This is a genomic window from Hanamia caeni (genome assembly GCF_003721595.1).
Classification (GTDB): domain Bacteria; phylum Bacteroidota; class Bacteroidia; order Chitinophagales; family Chitinophagaceae; genus Ginsengibacter; species Ginsengibacter caeni.
Window position 1 is genome coordinate 215,069 of the sequence record NZ_RJJR01000007.1, and the last position, 22,294, is coordinate 237,362.

The 22,294-nt window shown below is 36.3% G+C and carries 17 protein-coding genes and 1 CRISPR repeat array; of the genes, 16 read left to right on the forward strand and 1 reads right to left on the reverse strand.

Translation table 11 applies throughout. The features are described from left to right. The first annotated feature begins 60 nt into the window (after positions 1–60). Positions 61–1,686, forward strand: a complete 1,626-nt coding sequence (locus EFY79_RS10275; RefSeq protein ID WP_123120620.1) for an ABC-F family ATP-binding cassette domain-containing protein — start codon at positions 61–63, stop codon at positions 1,684–1,686. Positions 1,687–1,739: 53 nt separating this feature from the next. Here EFY79_RS10275 and EFY79_RS10280 read toward each other — a convergent pair whose 3' ends face one another. After that, positions 1,740–2,378, reverse strand: a complete 639-nt coding sequence (locus EFY79_RS10280) for a hypothetical protein (RefSeq protein ID WP_123120621.1) — start codon at positions 2,376–2,378, stop codon at positions 1,740–1,742. 213 nt (positions 2,379–2,591) lie between these two features. Between EFY79_RS10280 and EFY79_RS10285 the strand changes: the two genes are divergently transcribed. The 15 genes from EFY79_RS10285 to cas2 all read left to right on the forward strand — a co-directional run bounded on the left by EFY79_RS10285 (position 2,592) and on the right by cas2 (position 17,656). Further along, positions 2,592–3,053 (forward strand): hypothetical protein, encoded by a 462-nt coding sequence (locus tag EFY79_RS10285; protein WP_123120622.1) that lies wholly within the window; start codon positions 2,592–2,594, stop codon positions 3,051–3,053. Positions 3,054–3,189: 136 nt separating this feature from the next. After that, on the forward strand, positions 3,190–3,615 hold the full coding sequence (locus tag EFY79_RS10290; RefSeq protein WP_233577974.1) for a GtrA family protein: 426 nt from the start codon (positions 3,190–3,192) through the stop codon (positions 3,613–3,615). Between the two features lie 326 nt (positions 3,616–3,941). Then, positions 3,942–4,655, forward strand: coding sequence for a hypothetical protein (locus EFY79_RS10295; RefSeq protein WP_123120624.1), 714 nt, complete (start codon positions 3,942–3,944; stop codon positions 4,653–4,655). Positions 4,656–4,941: 286 nt separating this feature from the next. Beyond that, the gene (gene cas6, locus EFY79_RS10300; RefSeq protein WP_123120625.1) at positions 4,942–5,727 is read left to right on the forward strand and encodes a CRISPR-associated endoribonuclease Cas6; all 786 of its coding nucleotides are present in this window, start codon (positions 4,942–4,944) and stop codon (positions 5,725–5,727) included. A gap of 60 nt (positions 5,728–5,787) precedes the next feature. Then, complete coding sequence (locus tag EFY79_RS10305) at positions 5,788–6,681, forward strand: helix-turn-helix transcriptional regulator (protein WP_123120626.1); 894 nt, start codon at positions 5,788–5,790, stop codon at positions 6,679–6,681. A gap of 91 nt (positions 6,682–6,772) precedes the next feature. Further along, positions 6,773–8,173, forward strand: coding sequence for a hypothetical protein (locus EFY79_RS10310; RefSeq protein WP_123120627.1), 1,401 nt, complete (start codon positions 6,773–6,775; stop codon positions 8,171–8,173). A 44-nt stretch (positions 8,174–8,217) separates the two neighbouring features. Next, complete coding sequence (locus EFY79_RS10315; protein WP_123120628.1) at positions 8,218–10,191, forward strand: hypothetical protein; 1,974 nt, start codon at positions 8,218–8,220, stop codon at positions 10,189–10,191. A gap of 26 nt (positions 10,192–10,217) precedes the next feature. Beyond that, complete coding sequence (cas7b, locus tag EFY79_RS10320) at positions 10,218–11,168, forward strand: type I-B CRISPR-associated protein Cas7/Csh2 (protein WP_123120629.1); 951 nt, start codon at positions 10,218–10,220, stop codon at positions 11,166–11,168. 18 nt (positions 11,169–11,186) lie between these two features. Beyond that, positions 11,187–11,894: a CRISPR-associated protein Cas5 gene (gene cas5, locus EFY79_RS10325; protein WP_123120642.1), complete on the forward strand. Its 708-nt coding sequence runs from the start codon at positions 11,187–11,189 to the stop codon at positions 11,892–11,894. Continuing rightward, the gene (cas3, locus tag EFY79_RS10330) at positions 11,882–14,368 is read left to right on the forward strand and encodes a CRISPR-associated helicase Cas3' (protein WP_123120630.1); all 2,487 of its coding nucleotides are present in this window, start codon (positions 11,882–11,884) and stop codon (positions 14,366–14,368) included. The genes cas5 and cas3 overlap by 13 nt, the downstream gene beginning before the upstream one ends. A 65-nt stretch (positions 14,369–14,433) precedes the next feature. Beyond that, complete coding sequence (locus EFY79_RS10335) at positions 14,434–15,054, forward strand: UPF0158 family protein (RefSeq protein ID WP_123120631.1); 621 nt, start codon at positions 14,434–14,436, stop codon at positions 15,052–15,054. A 129-nt stretch (positions 15,055–15,183) separates the two neighbouring features. Continuing rightward, the gene (gene cas4, locus EFY79_RS10340; RefSeq protein WP_123120632.1) at positions 15,184–15,714 is read left to right on the forward strand and encodes a CRISPR-associated protein Cas4; all 531 of its coding nucleotides are present in this window, start codon (positions 15,184–15,186) and stop codon (positions 15,712–15,714) included. Positions 15,715–15,752: 38 nt separating this feature from the next. Beyond that, complete coding sequence (locus EFY79_RS10345) at positions 15,753–16,298, forward strand: transposase (RefSeq protein ID WP_123120633.1); 546 nt, start codon at positions 15,753–15,755, stop codon at positions 16,296–16,298. Continuing rightward, the gene (gene cas1b / locus EFY79_RS10350) at positions 16,295–17,299 is read left to right on the forward strand and encodes a type I-B CRISPR-associated endonuclease Cas1b (protein WP_123120634.1); all 1,005 of its coding nucleotides are present in this window, start codon (positions 16,295–16,297) and stop codon (positions 17,297–17,299) included. The genes EFY79_RS10345 and cas1b overlap by 4 nt, the downstream gene beginning before the upstream one ends. Positions 17,300–17,392: 93 nt before the next feature. Further along, positions 17,393–17,656: a CRISPR-associated endonuclease Cas2 gene (gene cas2 / locus EFY79_RS10355; RefSeq protein ID WP_123120635.1), complete on the forward strand. Its 264-nt coding sequence runs from the start codon at positions 17,393–17,395 to the stop codon at positions 17,654–17,656. A 211-nt stretch (positions 17,657–17,867) separates the two neighbouring features. Continuing rightward, positions 17,868–22,194: direct repeats of the CRISPR family, unit length 30 nt; unit sequence CTTTTAATCGCACCATAGAGGAATTGAAAT. The last annotated feature ends 100 nt before the right edge of the window (positions 22,195–22,294 follow it).

The following is a 22,294-nucleotide window of genomic DNA, read 5'->3' on the forward strand; positions in this document are numbered from 1 at the left end:
TCTTCAGATAAGGCAGCTTCCTTTTAAAGTCTTACTTTTGCGCCTCAAAAAAATTGAGGAATGATAAGTGTAAACAATGTGACGCTGGCATTTGGCAAAAGAGTTTTGTTTGACGAGGTAAATATCAATTTCGTTAAGGGAAATTGTTATGGAATTATCGGTGCCAATGGTGCGGGGAAATCTACTTTTTTAAAAATTATCAGCGGTGAAATCGAGCCTAATAAAGGCTCCGTGTCTATTTCGCCGGGCGAAAGGATGGCCGTTCTGCGCCAGGACCAGTTTGAGTTTGATGAGGTGACTGTGTTAAATACGGTTTTGATGGGCCACAAAAAAATGTGGAATACCATGTTGGAAAAAGACGCTATCTACATGAAAGAAGATTTTAATGAAGAAGATGGCATGAGAGCCGGTCACCTGGAGGCGGAGTTTGGTGAAATGGGAGGTTATACAGCAGAAAGCGATGCGGCTACTTTATTAAATCAATTGGGCGTTCCTGATGATATTCACCAAATATTGATGAAAGATGTGGCGGCAAATATGAAGGTGCGTGTTTTACTGGCGCAGGCGCTTTTCGGAAATCCTGATATCTTATTGTTGGATGAGCCAACAAACAACCTTGATGTGAATACTATTTCATGGCTTGAAAATTTCCTGGCCGATTATGAAAATATTGTTTTGGTAGTGAGCCACGACCGTCACTTTTTAGATGCCGTTTGTACGCACGTTGCTGATGTGGATAAACAAAAGATAAAAATTTATACCGGCAACTATACTTTCTGGTACGAAAGCAGCCAGCTTGCCGCCCGCCAGGCTACTGATAAGAATAAAAAGATGGAGGAGAAGAAAAAAGATCTTCTTGAATTTATTGCACGGTTTAGTGCCAATGCCTCCAAATCAAAACAGGCTACTTCCAGGAAAAAAGCGTTGGACAAATTGGTGTTTGAAGACATCACGCCCAGTAACAGAAAATATCCCGGTATTATTTTTAAACCGGAAAGAGAGCCAGGAAATCAAATCCTAAATGTTCAAAAATTATCAAAGAGCATTGAAGGAAAAATATTGTTTAAAGACGTTAGCTTCGATATAGTGAAAGGGCAAAAAATCGCTTTTTTAAGTCGCGATCCTGTGGCGCTTACTTCCTTCTTCGAAATTATCAATAATAAAATAAAACCCGATCACGGGCAGTTTGAATGGGGCACAACTATTACCACGGCGTATTTGCCAAATGACAATTCAGAATATTTCGAAAACAATCTTACTTTATTGGATTGGCTTCGCCAGTTTGTGCCTGCTCATTACACTGACGTAGATGAAGATTTTTTAAGAGGCTTTCTGGGTAAAATGCTTTTCAGTGGCGATGAAATTTTAAAGAAAACGAGTGTGCTGAGTGGCGGCGAAAAAGTAAGGTGCATGATCAGCAAAATGATGCTTCAAAATCCAAACCTGGTAATGCTCGATGAACCTACGAACCATCTCGACCTCGAAAGCATCACGGCTTTTAATGATGGGATGATCAGCTTTCCGGGAATCGTTTTGATGACTACCCACGACCACCAGTTTATGCAAACGGTTGCCAACAGAATTATAGAAATTACACCTAAAGGCATCATTGACAGATTGTATACTTATGATGAATACCTGGCTGATGACAGAATAAAAAATCTGCAGGAACAATTATATAATTAAATAAAAAAAATCAACCGGATTATTTTTTATTTTGACAATCCGGTTGATAATAATTATTTACCTAAAAGAAATTTGAAGCCTATTCCGAAATTGTTTATGAGGTTTGCATTCAAGTTTACGTTGGCAGAAAAATTATTCCCTTTTTGTGGTGAAACACCAGCAGGCAGTTTGCTGTCAACTGTTTTAATGCTGGCATAAGAAATAGTGGCAAGATTTGGCATGGTTAATTCCAGTTGCAAATTTTTTGTCACTGCATAAGAAAGGCCTGGTATGAAACTTAATTGTATGCCGTTCAAATTGGTATAAAGATTTTGACCCACATTAAAAAAATAGGTTCCATAATTTGATCCGTGTTGAAATACGGCATCCATTTCAGCAAAAAAATTGAGCTTTTCTACAAGGGGTTTATATTTACGATAAAAAATTCCTGCATTGTACTGGTACAGTTTATAACCATTATTTCCATAATGATTTTTCGATGCAGATAATGAGCCGGTGATTCCAACAACGGTATTTAATTTTACAACTTTTCCAAATTGAAGATTTAAATATCCCGAATTGTTATTATCAGTACTTGAATTGTAATAAGAAGCGCTTCCTCCTAATAAATACCTCCCTTTTGTAATCTGTGCATTGGTATTAATTATTGCGAAAAATAAAAGAGCAAACGATAGTAGAATTTTTGTTTTCATAATTATTGTATTTTTTAGTTACAAAAGAATAGCACAGAATTAAGAAGCACAAGCAACCACTTTTGTTTAACAAAAAATTATCCTAATCTTATTTTAAATCTTAATACCGGAGCAGCGTTTATAATACTTTTGGCCAACGATATATAAATAAAGAAAAAATTTTCTTTACACTTTTTTAAACAATATTTTTGCGGCTAAATTAAAATCATGGTCATGAAAAAAGCAGTATTTCTTTCACTTTCTTTTCTCTTTTTTGCAGCGCTCGGTGCTAACGCTCAAACCTACCAAACGTCTCTCGGTGCTAAATTCTACATTGGAGATGGTTCCGTTGGAGGTCTGAACGTTCGCCATTCTACCGCAGTAAACACTGCTCTTGAGGGTTCGCTTCTGTTCTACAGCGGTGGCGTAGGCATAGAAGGTTTGTATGAGTACCAGGCCCCGATCAATGGCGCTGAGGGTTTGCAATATTTTGTGGGTGGTGGAGGAATGCTTGGCATCGGTACGGGCAATCATAGTGGCGCCTCATTTGCATTGCGGCTGACAGGCGGCCTTGATTACAAAATCCCTGATGCCCCTGTTAATGTGAGTTTGGGTCTCGATCCATTTTTCTACCTGGCCCCTTCTACAGGCTCTACACTGGCACTTGGTATTGGACTTAGGTATGTTTTAAAATAAAAAAATTCACACGTAAAATGTTTACAAAAATTCCCGGCCAGTTTCCGGGAATTTTAGTATTCACTCACAACGTTTTTTAATGCGGGAAAAAATCATTTCATTCATAGATTTTTTTTATCCTCCTTTTAAAAAGATAATGCCCGAACAGACATTTCGCTATGCTGTTTGCGGCGGAAGCAATATGTTGCTCGATATTTTTCTTTTCTACATCAGCTTTAATTTTATCCTTCAAAAGCATGATCTTAACCTGGGTTTCCTTGTGTTGAAACCTTACAATGCCGCACTTGGCATGGCCTTTTGCATTACTTTTCCCCTTGGATTTTTACTAAACAAATACCTTGTATTCAGCGGATCATACCTCAGGGGTTATACACAACTCTTCAGGTATGTGCTGATAGTAATTATCAACCTTTTTCTTAATTATGTATTGCTGAATATAATGGTTCAGTATTTTCATTTTTATCCTACTATTTCCAAAATATTTGCGACCGTAATCATTGTTACCTTTAGTTTTCTTTCTCAAAAGCATTTTACATTCCGGGTGAAAAAGCAATCTTATTAACAGCGCAACAATATTCCTTAATCTCTTTTGAAAAAGTCAATTCGTTATTGAGAGATTGATTGCCTCATTACAACAAGATACCTGACAGGCCTTATTGTATTGTAATACTACCTGCGGGCAACACTAAACCGCTATCTCCGCACGTTTTACTACAGGATTCCTTGTGTACAACAGCGGCATAAGTCCGGGATATCCCGGACTTATGCCGCTGTTGAGTGGGCGATAGTATGGCTTTGGTATGAAGATGCCTTACTTAAGACAGGGAACATTAATGCATAAACCGGCAGAGAGAGATGCTTTACCTATCACTATAAAACAGATTACTTATGCCATCACAAATTAATTTACAGATCACCGGGAAGATCGGGAACATTATATTTTATAAGCGCGGTGATAAATACTATGCGCGTTCTGTCTCCGGCGGTATTAAACAAACCAAAGCCACTAAAAAGCGGGCGACCGAATTTGGTAAAGCATCCCGTGCAGGCAAAATTTTGCGGCAGCAACTTCTTCCGGTGATCCCGTTTCCGGCAGATAATAAAATGCAAACGAGGCTGGTGTCTGATTTGTTCAGTTGGCTACGTTCCGGGTTTGACCCTGGGCAACCCTGTGATCCGATACCCGTTTTGAATGACTTTAGCTTTACAGAAGGCAATACGATTGCAGAAAGATGGAGGGTTCCCCTGGAAGTAACGAAAACCGCTGACGGTATGCTGCAAATAAAAATACCGGCGTTTGTGCCTGCCAAAAACATTGTGGCTCCTGCTGGTACGGTTTTAGTAAAATGCCATATCGCAACAGGTGGCTGTGATTTGAAGATTGGAAGAGAAACTGGTGGTTTCAGTACTTCTTTAAATTTTAATTATAATCAAGAGCCGGTTTCTGAGCAAATCATATCCCTACCTACACCTACGCTTTCTCAAACTCTTATTGTAGCCGGTGTGTCACTTGAATATTATTTTAATAAAAACGGGCACTTGCAAAAATCGATGAACAAGGCTTTTATGCCGGCAGGGATTGTGAAAGCAATGTATTTATAATTCACACTGTCCCCTTCAGAACCTCAATGTAAGCCGCATGAAAAATTTTTAAGGTTAGAAGAAAGTTGCTTGCGGCGTGGCCATTTCATCGCGTTGAGAATTTGAATATAATCGGGAAGATATAACCGAAACACAAGGGAAATAGAAGTTGATAAAATTTTTTTCGAACTCTTGTTCACTCATTACAATTGTTGAGCAAATTAAAATTTATTACATCGAATAGCAATTGTTCCTTATCTTGTAATCCATTATTTTCTTGCCTTACTGCTTTTGCCTTACGTAGTTTATGAGATTTCGGCTTACATTACAAACTGTTACTAAGATTGCGAAAATTCCTGTGAATTATCAATATCCGTTAGCATCGGCCATCTATAAAATATTGCAAAATGCCGATGCGCAATATTCCTCGTTTCTTCATGAAACGGGTTATGGCAAAGGATTTAAACTATTTACTTTTTCGGATATAAAATGCCCTTTCAAAATTGATGGCGACCGGTTGATTTTATTATCCAATAAAATCGAAACCGTTGTTTGTTTTCATTTGCCCATGGCGGCAGAAGCATTTATTAAAGGATTGTTCCTGTCGCAACAAATAGATATTGCCGACCGGAAAAGCAAAACCAGTTTTACGGTAGAGCAGGTGGAATCTCTTGCATCGCCTTTGGATTTGTTTCAAAAAGATGAAGAAATAGAAGTTCTGTTAAGGCCACTGTCGCCGGTAGTTTGCGGATTAAAAAATGAAAACCGGAATTACACTTTTTTATCGCCTACAGATGACCGTTATGAAGAAATGCTTTTTGTAAACTGGGAGGAAAAATGCAAAGCGGTTTTTGAAAATGAAGCAGCAGAGCAGATTATGGCAAATGCATTTATTCAAGTCCTCTTTTATAAAAACCCACCAAAATCCCGGTTAATCACTATTAAAGCCGGTACGGATGCGGAAACCAGAATCCGCGGATTCAACAATTTTGAGATCAAAATGAAAGGTAAAAAAGAAGCCGTTGAGTTATTGTTGAATTCTGGTGTGGGATTGTACAATGCACAGGGGATGGGATGTGTGGAAGTAGTTTAGTAGAGGAGTGAGAGAGTGAGAGGGTGAGAGAGTGGATGCAAAAAAACGATAAAATAGACTATGGATCAGCAGAAAATTCAAAGACTGTTACGGCTTTTAATGATGCTGGCCGGCAAGCGCTGGCATTCTTTAAACGAGTTGATGGAGAAAATTGAAAGTTCCGGGAGGACAGTGTATCGATACCTGGAAACTCTTGAAACAGCAGGCTTCGTGTTAGAAAAGAATAAAGGCAGCTATCGTTTACAAAGAACTTCTGCTTCCACACGCTCACTGCAAAACCTGATGCACTTTTCGGAAGAAGAAGTGCTGATATTGTACGAAACACTTGCATTAATAGAAGGCTCTTCGCCAGTAAAAGAACAATTAATCCGAAAATTGAATTCGCTTTATGATTATAAAGCATTGGCGCAGTTACAGCAGAGCGATGACCTTACCAAAATTCAACTATTGAGCGAAGCGATCCGGAATAAAAAACAGGTAAACCTCAAAAGTTACCGCTCCTCCAACAGCGATAAAATAAGGGACAGGAAGGTGGAGCCATTTGATTATCTGCCGGATTACAGATCCGTTTGGTGCTACGAATATGAAACCAAAAGCTGCAAGCAATTTAAGCTGGCGCGCATACACGAAATTGAATTGATAAACCGGGATTGGGAAAATGAACTTTTACATAAAGTTCCTTTTACAGATGCATTCAGAATTTCGTCTGCAAAACCAATTGATAATGTGGAAGCCAAGCTCAGTTTGAAAGCCTGTAATTTGTTGCTGGAAGAATTTCCTTTATGCCGCGACCATGTTAATGAAGAAGATGGGCATTATCATTTAAAAATTCCTGTAGCCGGCTACCAGGGCATCGGGCGTTTTGTAATGGGCTTGCCGGGAGAGGTAGAAGTATTGGATAGCAAAGGTTTTAAAGAGTTTTTGAAGAAAGAGAAAAAAAAGTTTTTTGACTGACGGTAATTGACAGTGAGGAGGAATAAGTTTGTGGGTGAGAAGGCCGGAGGTGGTGGGATTTTGTTTAACGCTAAAGCTATTATAAAATAAGATGACTAAAGATACTACCATATCAGAGATGCTGAAACATTGTGACGGCAAGGAGTTACACCAGTTTATTCTTGATTATTTCAACAGGAACCAGGAATTCAGGAAGGCATTCAATGACCGTTTTAATCCCGTAAAAAAAATAGCAGGAAATAAGAAAAGCTATGCAAACCAGGTAAGAGCGGCTTTCCTCAATAATTCTTCGAGGTCAGGAAATCGTTATAATCAATGGGATGATTATGGATTCGATGCACAAGATGTAGCGGCAGATATGGAAGAATTACTGGGTAAAGCCAGGTTTTTTTTGGAGGCGGGTAATATAGACGAAGCCGCGTTGATATGCCAGGCGCTGATAGAAACCATTCCTGATGAGTGGAATCCTGATTTTGATTACGAAGGCGATGTACAGGTGATGTACGACGGTGCTATTGACCTTCTCACCGAACTGCTGGAAGAAAACCGCTTATCCAAAACGCAAAAGGAAGCGTTGTTTGAGTGGTATAGTAAAGAACATAAACTCACGGCAAAACATGAATACGTAGGACTGAATACCGATTTGAGTGCGCTGGAAAGTTATTTTACCGATACCCCGGAAATGCTGCAAAAGAATCTGGCCGATATGGAAGAACGCATCAGCAATGCAGGTTCTGATTACAGAAGAGAAGAAGCGGCTGTGAGCAAAATCAACTTGCTGCAAAAAGCAGGACTGGATGATGAAGCAGAAAGAGCCATTAGCGAATACATCCATTTTAAAAAGGTACGCAAACTGCGTATGGAAAAATTAATAAAAGAAAAGCGGTATGCCGGTGCAATAGAACTGATACAGGCCGGAATAAAAATAGCCATCCAGGAAAAGCATCCCGGAACGGTAAGTAGCTGGAAAGCTGAATTGCTGTCTATTTATAAGCTGCAAAAAAATCTTGATAAAATACTTTCTACATCTGAAGAACTTTTTTGTGAGGAGCGAAGCGGCAGCAGAAAATATTATGGGGAACTAAAAAAATATACGCCCGAAAAAGATTGGCTGGCAACATTGGAACGTCTGCTTAGTAAAATGGACAATGGTTTTTTTGGTTTCAACGACCTGAAGGCAGACATGCTGATAGAGCATAAAATGTGGGAACGGCTTTTTGCGCTTTGTGTAAAATCGGGCGCGGAAAAGTTGGAAGAATATCAAAAATACCTGAAGCCGCTTTATGCCAAAGAAATATTTGATGCGTACCAAAATTATGTGGAAAAGCAGGCTCTCATTACTGACCAAAATGCATACAATAATGTGGGCAGGGTGTTGAAGAAAATGAAGGGATTTGAAGGCGGGAAAGAGGTAGTTTCCAAATTGCTTTTGAAGTATAAGGAAGTTTATAAAAGGAGGAAGAATATGATGAGGGTGTTGGAGGGGGTGTGAAAAAACATAGATTGTACATTTAGAAAGAATTAAAATTGTAACTTATGAGTTTAGACACAGTTTTAAAAATTGGTAAAGCATTGCGAAATGCCCCTGATAACTTAAAGTATTTTAAGTATGTTTCGCCGTGCCCAACAGACAAAGATGGAAACTATCCGTTTTGTATTTCGGTTCCGGTGTTAGAGGATTTTAGCTTTGATTGGAATAATATAAAAGAAACACCGGAGAATGCAAGGAACAAACTTTATTATCTAAGATTTAAAACTTCCGATAGTGATGGTTTGATGAAATATATTTTTGGCGACATTTATTACTCAACAACTGCTACAATTAAAAAAGATGGTTCAGTTGAAACAGCTGAAGGTGGCGGTTACCGCTTAGAAAGCAAAAATGCCAAACCGCCATACAACAAAAGTTCTTTTGACAGAGGTGCAGAGGATTTTGAGAGTATCATTAAAAACATTGACAAAGAAAAATTTGTTCTGCTAAAATTTAGAAATGCCTTTTCAAAAGACCAGACAATTATAGAAACTATTTTAGGCAAAATTTCCGCTGTTAAATATTACTTAGAAAATCCATCAAAAAAGGATTTTCTTTCTTTTATAAAGGACGATGCTTTCATTAAAGAATATACAATCAAAGAACTACTTCAAAAAACAAGTAAAGCTACTCTGAAAAAATTAGGAATTAGTGAAGCCGAATTAGACGAAGAAAAAAGAAAGAAACTTTTAGAATATGACAATGGTGAAATTTTTATTCAATTTGAATTTCCGAAGAATAAACAATGGTACGACTACAAAGAGGAATTAGCTCAGATAAATGAAAAAATGTTTTTAGACTTCGTTGATAAATCTGATAATGGATTTGTTTTAAAGAAAACACTCTACAAAACTTTATGCTCAGGAGATAAAAAGAATGATATTCAATTTCCTGGATTTGACCTGGCTGCTAAGTTTAAATCAAAATCATTTTCTAACGAGGAAATACAAGACTTATTTTATGCAATTGATTTCTCTAAAAAAGGCAAATTCATTCCAGGAACTAATATAAAAATTATTGTGCTACCACATGGAAATAATTTGACTGCTGACAACTATGTTGAGTTTCAACAGAAGGGAGACGAAGAAAGAATAGTGGATGAAAATGAGAACAATTCGGAAAATGAGGGAGAGCCTTTGTTTGATATTTTTGAAAAATCAGACATTGAAAACATAACCAGTTTTGATGTGATTTTTTCCAAAAAAGGGGAAAGAACGGAAGTTGATTTGTCAGAAATTTCGGGGATTGAAAAAAGTAAAATACGAGCCACTATTCAAAGAATAAGGAATAGAGGATTGAATATTTTCCCTAAAGGAAAGCAATTTAAGTTGGAATGGTCTTTAACAAATATAATGGGGAAGGCCATTTTTGATGAAAAAGAAAAAAGAGTAAAGTTTGTAAATAGAACTAAAACTGGCAGTGGGTTAAAACCTGTTCCATCTTATCAATCTCATTTTTTGAAAATACTTCCTCTAATATATACGGATAATTATCATTTCGATGGTACTTTATTTCCGCATTTCATTCAAAACGTTGAATTTTCGATTAGAGCGGGTGACCCGAAATTCAATTTCTTAAAATTCGACTTAGAATTTCTTCTTTCAATTCAAAACAATCAAAATAACAGATATATGGATATTACAAATTCTGCAAGCTATCAAATAGGAAATCTGTTGGGTAGCTTAGCCAAAAATTTTTCAGGCGACAAGTCGCCGATAAAATCCTTTGAAAAAAATTTCGTAGGTAATTTATCCCGGCGGATAAGCACAATAAACGATTTTGTAAAACTTAAAAATGATATTGAGCAGAAGCTCATCATGCACGAAAAAACGAAATTCACTTACCAAACCTCTTATGAGTTATCTCAAAAAGTGAAAGATTTTAAAGGAGTTTACGACAGGGAAGAAAGTGCTTTCGGATTTTTTGAGGCATACTTCAAACCAATTCCTAAAAAAGAAATCACAAACAGCGAAAACTAATTTACTAATATTTAAAACAAATTAAAATGGCTGATACTATTCAACACAAATCGGAAATACTGTTTGTGTACGACACTACGTACAACATTCCCAACGGCGACCCTTTTACAGGTGAACAACGCTTTGATGAAGAAACCAAAAAGATATTGGTAAGTGATGTAAGAATAAAGCGATATGCAAGAACATATTTTGAAGAAAAAGGATGGCCGATATATGTATCGGAAAATACGGGAGCAGGTAAAACCGATTCCAAAGGAGTTCTGAAATGGATAATAGAAAATAGAAACCCCAATAAACTAACTGATATTGGAGAGGTACTAAAAGAACAAATTGATGTTAGACTTTTTGGAGGGATTTCAACACTAAAGGATGATGAAACAAAAGCTCTTAAAGTTGAAGGAAAGCCATGTAAAAACGGTCATGTTCAATTTACAGGTCCTGTACAATTTGCGTTGCTTAATCCATCGCTAAATAGCGTTAATCTAAGAATGCATCAAAACACAACACATTTTACGTCAAAAGCAGAAAATACTCAAGGCTCAATAGGAACAACAACTGTTGTACCATATTCCATAATTCAAATTCATGGTTGGCTCAATCCTAAAGTTGCAGAAACAACAGGACTGACAGACGATGATTTGAAAAAACTCTTTGAGGCACTTTGGTATGGAACAAGCGGTGATGGAAGTTCTCATTCCCGTACCAAATCAGGACAAAATTCTATTCTGCTTTTGGAAATAGTTTATGCAGAAACCAATAAAAAGGTTTATAGCATTGACCAGCTTATTAAACTGAAAAATAAAGAAGAAAAAAAAGATGAACAACTGCGTTCCATAGAAGATGTTGAATTTGATTTCAGCAAACTATTGACTGTTGCGGAATCAGATAAAATCAGCAAAATCAAATTTTATACTGAAATAGATGCAATTAAAAACGAGTTTACAGGAAAAGATAAATTTGAAGAAATTCAATTTTGACTTGTCAAATAATGAAAAATGAAAGCATTTCAATTTATGGCTGAAGGCAATTGGGGACATTTCAAAAAGCCTGAAACCAACAACAATCCGCTTACACATGATTTAATTACCAAAACGGGAGTTATTGGTTTAATTGGTGCCGTGTTGGGAGTTGAAAGGCAGGAAATGAAAAAATTATTTCCGCAATTATCTGACAATTTATTGTATGCAGTACAGTTGCTTAGCCAGGTAAAAAAAGTGTCTTGGGGCTTTACCAGTAGAACGGCAATAAACCCCACTGCACCGGGCTCGCCAAAATATTTTGAGTTTTTGAGAAACCCTGCATTCAAAATAACGCTTGCTTTAAAAAACGATGCTTCACAAAATGAGTTTGAAAATTTTTTAGCAGCAATAAAAAATAATGAGGCTATTTACACACCCGTGTTAGGCTGGCATAATTGCCCTGCAAATTTGAAGTTTGAATCGGAAGGTACAATTTCAGAAATGCAGGAAAGTGAATTTGGAACTTCTTCTTTTGTTTCAACAATACATAAGCCAAAAGTTTCAGGACAATTCAGAGTCGGGTTTGATAAATTACCTACTTATCAAAATGATGACTTTTGGAATTTGCCGGACAAATACCAGCAAATTATTTATCCTGATTTCCCCTATAAACTTATTGTTGAAGGTAAATATTATCATTATCAAAACACAGAACAAGTTACAGAAAATTTATGGCTGATGTAGGACAATTAAAATCGCATCCTGACAAACTTCTGTTTACTCACGTAGATGGAGTAATTATTAATACTCAAAAACTAACTAAGAATTTAACAGTATCAAAACTTGCAGAATTAGCAGCTATTTTTCACGACTTAGGAAAGATTAATCCTTTTTTTCAGGACAGGTTAAATCAAAGAAATAACGGATATTCTCACCACGCTTATTTATCAGCGTTTGCATTTTATGCTGCTTTCAGGTGTAATAAAAACAATTTTGATTGGCTTAAAAAATGGTTAGGTGTTCAAATATTAACCGAAAATGAATTAATCGCCTTACTGATAATCATAGCTAAACATCACGGTCATTTACCGGATTTCATCCCAAAGGCTAATTTAGAAACAGAACCGTATATTTTGAATAAGGATGAAATAAAGGAGCTATATACTTTTCTGAGTAAGAAAGCCAATGGATTACCGAGTGAAGAATATACAAAACGATTTGAAGATTTTAAACAGATAACATCATTTAAACAGCTTTTAAATGATGATAAAGTTCAAAATCATTTTTTAGATAAAATAATATTCAATCCAAAACATACTAAAGAATATTTAGACTTTTTTCTCAATACACAATTTGCCTTTGCATCACTTATCCAGGCAGATAAAGCCGATGCAATGAACGCCAAAACAATAGATGAGGATAAGAATAAAATTGAAAGTTTCTGCAAAATCTATCCTGAAACACTTAAAAAGTATATTTCAAAATTTCAACCAAATTCTGAATTAAATAAACTAAGAACTGAAATCAGAGAAGAAAGCATTAAGAATATTCAAGGTCTTTTGCAAAAAGATAAAAGAGTATTTGAGCTAACAGCACCGACAGGCTCAGGAAAAACAATTATGTTACTTTCCTTAGCTTCTGAAATTATTCAGACTAAAGCCAATTATCGTATAATGTATGCACTTCCTTTTTTGTCAATTACTGAACAGGTTGAGAAAGAAGTTTTGGATATATTTAAAGAATATAGACAAGAGAATTATATACAGCGAATTGATTCCAAAAGCGGCAATCAACTGTTTGATAAAATTCAGGAACTATTGGACGCTAATCCTTCATCTGAAAACATTAAAGAGTTAGATTTTCTGGCATTTCAGGAACAGGTATTTGCTTATCCGTTTGTAATTACAACCTTTGTCCGGTTTTTTGAAACACTTTTAAGCAATCATAATGCGACACTTTTAAAGTTGCCGAATTTTTCAAAATCCATTTTCCTTTTAGACGAAATACAATCTTTGCCACCACGATTATACACATTCTTTGTTGCTTACCTAACCAAATTCTGCGAAAAATTTGATTGCTATGCAATTATTTCTACAGCTACACAACCAAATTTTGAATTGCCGCAGGAAGATAAAATAAAGAATTTCTTTCCTGATTATGAAAAACCTGCTTCTCTGCTTGAACATCAAAAATATTTTGAAAGCAATGTTTTCAATCGTTATCAAATAGATTATTGGAAAGAGCCAATCAATATTCAGCAATTAACAGAGAAGATTATAGCAGAAAATAATTCTGTATTGGTAATTCTGAATACCATTGATGATAGTAAGGATTTATTTAAAGATTTATCTGAATGCTTTACAGCAAATGAGTTGTATTTGCTCAATACGCATTTTACCCCAAACGACAGAAAGAAAAAACTTGAAATTATTAAAGAACGGCTTGAGAAAAACCAAAAAACAATTTTAATTTCCACACAACTTATAGAAGCGGGTGTAGATATAGATTTTCCTGTTTTGTACCGTGATTTTGCATTGGTTTCAAGCATTGTACAATCGGCGGGACGTTGCAATAGGAATGGCAGATTGGAAAACATAGGGAAAGTTGTTCTTTTCAATTTGGTAAAAGACGGAAAATCAAGAGCCAATTTAATTTATGGAAGTGGAAAAGATAAAGACATTTTGACTTTTACCAAAAATGCTTTAGGATTGGAAACGGCTTTTGAAGAAAAAGAATTACTGAGGGTTCAAAAAGCATTTTTTGATAAGATTGCAACAGAACTTCATTTCGCAAAACATTCCCAAAAGGCATTCAATTTGGAACTTGATTTTTTGGAGGATATTAAAGAGTGTGCTTATGCAAAAATTGGCAAGTTTCAGTTAATAGATGAACAGACCTATGGTGAACAAAGGCAATATTATGTGCCAATAAATAAGGATGATATAAATTTTGAAACGCTTTTGGATTTGAATATGGAAGTACAAAGCAAAATTCAATCACAACAAAAAGATTGGGCAGCAATTAAAATTTTGAATCTGAAAATGCAAACTTTGTTGAAAAAAATGTCAAATCATATTGTCTCGGTAAGATTGAGAAATAAAGACATTGCGCCGGTTTTGGGGCATAATGAGAAATATAATGAATTATTTAAATTAAGCATTGATGCTTATGATTCAGATAAAGGGGTAAAAATATCGGGTGAAGATTTTTTAATTTAAAGTATTATTGAAGCATTCTTTTTCATTATGATAAAATTCTTTAAAACAATATTCTGGCAAAGCCAATGAACCCCAACAACCCCATAGACGAAATCCTCATCATGCTTCGGTCGCTGAAAGACAAACCGGAACAACTGGAAAAGTTGCATCAGTATATGCTGAATGAACTTTATACAGAAGACGATGCTACAACCGAAACTATTGCTATTCCCGAACGTTATGCATCGCTGGTGAAAGATGTGGCTGACAGTTTGAGCGCCGGGCTGGTTTGCTATATCAATCCCGATACGTTGGAAATAATTAATATTCCACAGACAATTGCTGATACCATGATGTTTGATGAAGATGAGGATGATGAGAATGAAGATGAGGAAGAAGGCGAGCCTTTTTATGCAGACCTGAAACGTATCAACCGCGATTGGGAAGGAACGATTACCATCAACCCGCCGGATTCAACGGAATCATTTTCGTTTATGGAACAATTTGTAAGCATCTTGCCTGAAAGCCGCATCAGCAAAAGATTGTCAGATGCCTTATCCGGGCGAAAACCTTTCAGCCGTTTTAATACCATCATCCATCAATCGGATGAAAGAGAAGCCTGGTTTGCTTTTCGTCAAAAATGCGTAGAAAATTATGTGGCCGAAATACTTGCAGGAAGATTGTGGAAAAATGAATTCACCAATTAGAAACCAAAAATCCAGCTATCTTAAAAAAATAAAAATTCTCATTATTTGTTGCTTCACTGTTTAAAATTGAAGGTGTCTTCTTAAAGCCTCTTTTTACCCCGGTAATTAGTAATAAGCAGTATAGAAAAAATGAACATCACCGCTACGCACATCAATTACTATCACATCTGCCATCGAAAACTGTGGTTGTTTGCCAACGGAATTAATATGGAACATACTTCCGATACTGTTTATGATGGAAAATTATTACACGAAACGAGCTACCCGCAAAGAGCGGAAAAATACCGTGAAATTGATTTGTCGTTTACGCTAAACAATGGAATGGATTTGTTTGGCAAAATTGATTTCTATGATGCTAAAGAAAAAATAATTCATGAAATAAAGCGCAGCGACAAAATAGAAGAGGCGCACGAATGGCAGGTAAAATTTTATATCTACCTGATGGAACTAAACGGAATAGAAGGCGTAACGGCCATACTGGAATACCCTAAATTAAGAATCACCAAGGAAGTAACCCTTTCATTTGTTGACAAGGAATATCTGAAAGTTATGTTTTTGAAAATAACAGAACTTATAGAATCGGAATCTTGCCCGCCGTTGATCAATAGCAAAATTTGTAAGAGTTGCAGCTACTATGAATTGTGTTATGTGGGGGAATAATTATTAAAATTCATCACAGGTACTGATTAAACAATAAGATGTCGCTTTTCAAAAATAAATTCAGAATAGAATCGGCCAGATGGCAGGAATGGGATTACCGTAATGAAGGCGCGTATTTTATTACCATTTGTACGGGGCAGCGTATTTGCTATTTTGGTGAATGTAACAATGGCAAAATGATTTTGACGGAAGCGGGCGGGATTGCTGAGGAAAACTGGAGGGCAATCCCTGACCATTTTCAGCATGTTTCATTAGGCGAATACCAGGTAATGCCCAATCATGTGCACGGGATTATCATTATAAATGATCCCCCTGTAGAGACGTTGCAATGCAACGTCTCTACAGGGGGAAACGAATTCATGTCTGAAATTTCACCCAAATCCGGTTCGGTATCTGCCATTATACGATCCTATAAATCTGCCTGTTCAAAAACTATCAGGCAGCAATATCCCAAACTGAATTTTCATTGGCAAAGCCGGTTTCATGACCGTGTAATTAGAAATAAAAAAGAATACGACAGAATAGAAAATTATATTGTCCAAAACCCTGAAAACTGGCACCGGGATAAATATTTTAATGTATGAAAAAATCCTACTACCTCTTCAATCCCGGCCGCATGAGCCGCAAAGATAATACGCTCAAATTTGTTCCTACGGATGAAGACGGAAATGAAGGTGTACCGAAATACATCCCTGTAGAAACAGTAGATAACCTATATACTTTTGGCAGCCTTGATGCCAATAGCGCCTTGTACAATTTTCTTGGAAAAGAAAAAATAAGCGTACATTTTTTCGATTTTTATGAACATTATACAGGCAGCTTTTTATCGAAGGAATATTTATTAAGTGGAAAAGTTTTAGTCGCTCAAACCAATGCTTATTCCAAATTAAAACACAGGATGGTTATCGCGCAAAAATTTATTGAAGGCGCTTCTTTCAATATGGTGAAAAACCTGCGGTATTACAATAACCGCTCAAAAGACACCACGCCCCAGATAGAAAAAATAGAAAGCCTCATGCTTCAAATTCCATGTTGTACTGCGATTGATATGCTGATGGGAGTGGAAGGAAACATCAGGCAAACTTATTATGAAGCATTCGACCTGATCATTAATGATTTTGAAATGGGCAATCGCAGTAAGCAGCCACCATCCAACGAAGTAAACGCCATGGTTTCGTTTGTAAATATGATGTGCTACACGCTTTGCCTGGATATGACCCATCATACACAGTTGAATCCAACTATCAGTTTTTTACACGAGCCCGGATTTCGGCGGTTTTCCCTGGCGCTTGACCTGGCAGAAGTATTTAAACCGCTTTTAGCGGATCGTTTAATTTTTGCACTGATGAATAAAAAAGTAATTCAGGGAAATGATTTTGACCATCAACTGAACCAATGTTTACTGAAAGATAGCGGAAGAAAAAAAGTGGTAAAAGCCTGGGATGAAAAATTAAATGAAACCATTAAACACCGGTCATTGGGAAGAAGCGTGAGTTATAAGCATCTGGTAAAACTGGAATGCTATAAACTCGTAAAGCATATTTTGGGAATGGAGGAATACAAACCATTTAAGGCATGGTGGTGAGAGACGGTGAGAGTGCGAGAACCGAGTGAGAGAAAGAATCAGGATTATTTGTTGGTTTACTAGTGTATCGGAAAGGATTATTATCTTTAAAAAATGTATGTGATTTTGGTTTACGATGTGGATACAAAAAGAGTTGGTAAAATGCTGAAGCTCTGCCGGCGGTATTTAAACTGGATTCAGAACAGCGTGTTTGAGGGAGAGCTAACGGAAGTGAAATTGAAAGAACTTATCATTGAAGCAAAGGAAATTATGAAAATCGAATCGGACAGCCTGATTATCTTTAGCAGCCGCCAGGAAAAATGGTTAGAGAAACAAGTTATCGGAAAAGAGAAAAATGAGATTGATAACATGCTTTAAGTTGTCGAAGTCCTTGAGAAAAGGTCTTCAGAAGCAGAAAGTTCTTTGACATTATGGAGTAAAGACCTGAGCATCAGCGCAAATCTGTTATTGTCGAAGTGCGCTATCAGTAGTATGATTGTACTTCGACAATTTTTTGGGATAAAAAATTGGATTTTTTATTTTTGCAAAGCCTTGAAAAAGAGGCGTTTTTTTGTTGCCGTTTGGACGGCTTTTAATCGCACCATAGAGGAATTGAAATGCGATAACTTACATCGCCTTCTTTTTCTTCTTTTTCTTTTAATCGCACCATAGAGGAATTGAAATTAAATGATTCTTGTTGGTATGAATCAAAGAGCGATACTTTTAATCGCACCATAGAGGAATTGAAATATATGTACGCGATGCTTTTTAATCTTTTCGGCGAGAGCTTTTAATCGCACCATAGAGGAATTGAAATCTAAATAGTAATTAATTAATCAAAATAAAAACAAAACTTTTAATCGCACCATAGAGGAATTGAAATGGAAAAACAACGCCGCAATGATTCCTATTACTGGTCTTTTAATCGCACCATAGAGGAATTGAAATGACTTAGACAATTCGATTTCAATTTGTTCTTTTAACTTTTAATCGCACCATAGAGGAATTGAAATTAAACAAGATTGTAAAATTCAAACAAGAACAAAAACTTTTAATCGCACCATAGAGGAATTGAAATCTTGCATGTACAGGTGTGGAGTAAATCGTTGTTGAACTTTTAATCGCACCATAGAGGAATTGAAATTGCTATCTCTCTGTAATTGTGTTAACCTATTTGGTACTTTTAATCGCACCATAGAGGAATTGAAATGTTATGATGGAACGTTTTCTCCCATTGCGATTTCTGCTTTTAATCGCACCATAGAGGAATTGAAATTTCTCATCTGCAATCATTGAATGATAAAACAGACAAACTTTTAATCGCACCATAGAGGAATTGAAATGGTGAAACGTATCGCCTTTAATTCTTAGGCATCCACTTTTAATCGCACCATAGAGGAATTGAAATACTGATAGAAAAGTTATCAGTACAACAGGAACTATTTCTTTTAATCGCACCATAGAGGAATTGAAATACAAAACCGCATCGTCAATTGATGTTTTACTTTTACTTTTAATCGCACCATAGAGGAATTGAAATAACGTTCCTTGCTTGATGTCGTTTTTTGTTTCCTGGCTTTTAATCGCACCATAGAGGAATTGAAATATAAATAAATTAAAAACCCCACCATGGCAAGCAAGACTTTTAATCGCACCATAGAGGAATTGAAATATGATGTAGTGCGTGCGCTGATAAACTCTGCGTTCTTTTAATCGCACCATAGAGGAATTGAAATATCTAAGTGCGTTGTTAGTATTGTATGGTTGAAACTTTTAATCGCACCATAGAGGAATTGAAATAAACATACATGATAGAATGGCAGGTGGATATTATCCCGCTTTTAATCGCACCATAGAGGAATTGAAATATACGATTAAGGTCGGTTATGCTAACCAGGATTACGACTTTTAATCGCACCATAGAGGAATTGAAATGGGTAACTTTTGTACGGACGTAACCACCATACCGGCTTTTAATCGCACCATAGAGGAATTGAAATACAGGTAGTCATAATATACCGTTACGATGATGAAACTTTTAATCGCACCATAGAGGAATTGAAATTGGGCTGATTCGCGTTGCGCTTCAAAGGTCAGCCCGGCTTTTAATCGCACCATAGAGGAATTGAAATCCCCCCGCCATGTCTGAAACCTTCTCAGCTCTTTACTTTTAATCGCACCATAGACGAATTGAAATTGCGTACTTATCCGGACTAAGTGCTTTGACTGGACTCTTTTAATCGCACCATAGAGGAATTGAAATAATGGAGAAGCCCAATTAACAAACCTGTTTTTATCTACTTTTAATCGCACCATAGAGGAATTGAAATGTGCAAACACTCGGCAATAAAGGGAGCATTATTAAGGCTTTTAATCGCACCATAGAGGAATTGAAATAAGTAAAATCGTGGAGTACAGGTAATCCAACAGGTGCTTTTAATCGCACCATAGAGGAATTGAAATATAGTTCATACCTACAAACTAATAGAAAAGATGGAACTTTTAATCGCACCATAGAGGAATTGAAATGAAAGTACAAGGTCGCCGATTGAGGGAATTGCAACTTTTAATCGCACCATAGAGGAATTGAAATGGGTTTGAAAATTTTTATTTTCATTTTTTGAGTTTTAACTTTTAATCGCACCATAGAGGAATTGAAATAATCTTCCCTTTTGTGGCTTTATCCTGCTCTGATTTCTTTTAATCGCACCATAGAGGAATTGAAATCGATAGGAGCAGCTTATCCTTATGGTTATGGGAATCTTTTAATCGCACCATAGAGGAATTGAAATTTAAAATTTTAACCCTTAGAAATATTGAAAACGAAGCTTTTAATCGCACCATAGAGGAATTGAAATTCGCTTATTTGCTCCTTAATCCTTAGAAAAAGTGGCACTTTTAATCGCACCATAGAGGAATTGAAATTCATTAGTTAAGAATTTACCACCGTTTCCAGTCATAGACTTTTAATCGCACCATAGAGGAATTGAAATCTAAATATGCGTGTAATACCTGCCCGTCCTGTGCTGAATCTTTTAATCGCACCATAGAGGAATTGAAATAATAACGAGGCGCAAGTAGATTATTCCCATCGTTTATCTTTTAATCGCACCATAGAGGAATTGAAATATGCTTTTGCATCGGATATTGCCGCAGTATATAATGCTTTTAATCGCACCATAGAGGAATTGAAATTATGGGGCTGCTATCTTGTAGGGATTGGATTCAGTACTTTTAATCGCACCATAGAGGAATTGAAATTATCTTGTATTTTTTTTAATCTTTCATCCCATTTGCTTTTAATCGCACCATAGAGGAATTGAAATAAATCAAAAAGACCAAATTGATATTGACAAGAATGACTTTTAATCGCACCATAGAGGAATTGAAATGATTTGTCATAAACTCCTCCGGGATTGTAATAGTATCTTTTAATCGCACCATAGAGGAATTGAAATGGTATCTTCCATCTTTTAGTTCCTCAAACGCTTTCCTCTTTTAATCGCACCATAGAGGAATTGAAATTGATTGCTACCTTAATCAAACCGGAAGGGGTGAAGCTTTTAATCGCACCATAGAGGAATTGAAATGGGAACAAGATTGATGTGCCGCTAAATAGTAATTAACTTTTAATCGCACCATAGAGGAATTGAAATTTTTTAATTGCATAAGGCCCATGAAAAGACCTCCTACCTTTTAATCGCACCATAGAGGAATTGAAATTCTGCTAAGGTTTCGGCAACTGTAAAAACCGTACTACCACTTTTAATCGCACCATAGAGGAATTGAAATTGAGAAAGAACTACTGTTGTCCCTTTTACTTCCACTTTTAATCGCACCATAGAGGAATTGAAATAACGCTAAACATAAAAGAAACACTTGAATTGATGTGAACTTTTAATCGCACCATAGAGGAATTGAAATGTTGTAAACAACAAGGCCGATATTTCTGAATTAGGACTTTTAATCGCACCATAGAGGAATTGAAATGGCAGAAGCCAACGGACAGAGATTAAGCATAAAAGCACTTTTAATCGCACCATAGAGGAATTGAAATTGAAAAGGCCCCCTACCGTGAAAAGACCACCTATGCTTTTAATCGCACCATAGAGGAATTGAAATTTGGATGTTAAAATAGAGAATCGTTCAAAAAGATTTCTTTTAATCGCACCATAGAGGAATTGAAATAACAGAAGCCGCGTTAAAAGCAAATCAGGCAGCGCAAAACTTTTAATCGCACCATAGAGGAATTGAAATGGAAGAGGTAAGGAAGGGAAAATGAAGTATGAAAAAACTTTTAATCGCACCATAGAGGAATTGAAATCAGTAAAGCCCCACCTTAAATTTCATTACGTTACTTCTTTTAATCGCACCATAGAGGAATTGAAATAACTAAGCCTTGTAGAATGGATATTGTCAAGGCCGGCTTTTAATCGCACCATAGAGGAATTGAAATTTTTTTTAACACGAAGAATATAATCCGAAACTGATAACTTTTAATCGCACCATAGAGGAATTGAAATTCACCTGCCAGTAATTCCATTTTTTTAACACGAAGCTTTTAATCGCACCATAGAGGAATTGAAATTATACAACGGATGAAATTACTGCACCTGAATACATCTTTTAATCGCACCATAGAGGAATTGAAATTTATTACGGATAATACTGTGGATTTTGGTGGGCACAACTTTTAATCGCACCATAGAGGAATTGAAATGGGAGTACGCTTCAGGCGCCGCGTATGAAGGCAGGACTTTTAATCGCACCATAGAGGAATTGAAATTGCTTTGCTATTCCTAAAAAGAGCAATACTTTTTTACTTTTAATCGCACCATAGAGGAATTGAAATTACAATGAATATCTGTTTTGGTTAGGCCTTTTTCCTTTTAATCGCACCATAGAGGAATTGAAATTTGCAATGTATCCCACCGGCCAACCACCTCTTGCGCACAAATTTAATCGCATATAGTTTTGCATGATAAAAAAAGTCATGCGCAATAATCCTGAAGTGCG

Excerpts from the sequence above, each read along its gene's own strand:
- EFY79_RS10275 (WP_123120620.1), top strand. The coding sequence starts at position 61 with ATGATAAGTGTAAACAATGTGACGCTGGCATTTGGCAAAAGAGTTTTG.
- EFY79_RS10280 (WP_123120621.1), bottom strand. The coding sequence starts at position 2,378 with ATGAAAACAAAAATTCTACTATCGTTTGCTCTTTTATTTTTCGCAATA.
- EFY79_RS10285 (WP_123120622.1), top strand. The coding sequence starts at position 2,592 with ATGAAAAAAGCAGTATTTCTTTCACTTTCTTTTCTCTTTTTTGCAGCG.
- EFY79_RS10290 (WP_233577974.1), top strand. The coding sequence starts at position 3,190 with ATGCCCGAACAGACATTTCGCTATGCTGTTTGCGGCGGAAGCAATATG.
- EFY79_RS10295 (WP_123120624.1), top strand. The coding sequence starts at position 3,942 with ATGCCATCACAAATTAATTTACAGATCACCGGGAAGATCGGGAACATT.
- cas6 (WP_123120625.1), top strand. The coding sequence starts at position 4,942 with ATGAGATTTCGGCTTACATTACAAACTGTTACTAAGATTGCGAAAATT.
- EFY79_RS10305 (WP_123120626.1), top strand. The coding sequence starts at position 5,788 with ATGGATCAGCAGAAAATTCAAAGACTGTTACGGCTTTTAATGATGCTG.
- EFY79_RS10310 (WP_123120627.1), top strand. The coding sequence starts at position 6,773 with ATGACTAAAGATACTACCATATCAGAGATGCTGAAACATTGTGACGGC.
- EFY79_RS10315 (WP_123120628.1), top strand. The coding sequence starts at position 8,218 with ATGAGTTTAGACACAGTTTTAAAAATTGGTAAAGCATTGCGAAATGCC.
- cas7b (WP_123120629.1), top strand. The coding sequence starts at position 10,218 with ATGGCTGATACTATTCAACACAAATCGGAAATACTGTTTGTGTACGAC.
- cas5 (WP_123120642.1), top strand. The coding sequence starts at position 11,187 with ATGAAAGCATTTCAATTTATGGCTGAAGGCAATTGGGGACATTTCAAA.
- cas3 (WP_123120630.1), top strand. The coding sequence starts at position 11,882 with ATGGCTGATGTAGGACAATTAAAATCGCATCCTGACAAACTTCTGTTT.
- EFY79_RS10335 (WP_123120631.1), top strand. The coding sequence starts at position 14,434 with ATGAACCCCAACAACCCCATAGACGAAATCCTCATCATGCTTCGGTCG.
- cas4 (WP_123120632.1), top strand. The coding sequence starts at position 15,184 with ATGAACATCACCGCTACGCACATCAATTACTATCACATCTGCCATCGA.
- EFY79_RS10345 (WP_123120633.1), top strand. The coding sequence starts at position 15,753 with ATGTCGCTTTTCAAAAATAAATTCAGAATAGAATCGGCCAGATGGCAG.
- cas1b (WP_123120634.1), top strand. The coding sequence starts at position 16,295 with ATGAAAAAATCCTACTACCTCTTCAATCCCGGCCGCATGAGCCGCAAA.
- cas2 (WP_123120635.1), top strand. The coding sequence starts at position 17,393 with ATGTATGTGATTTTGGTTTACGATGTGGATACAAAAAGAGTTGGTAAA.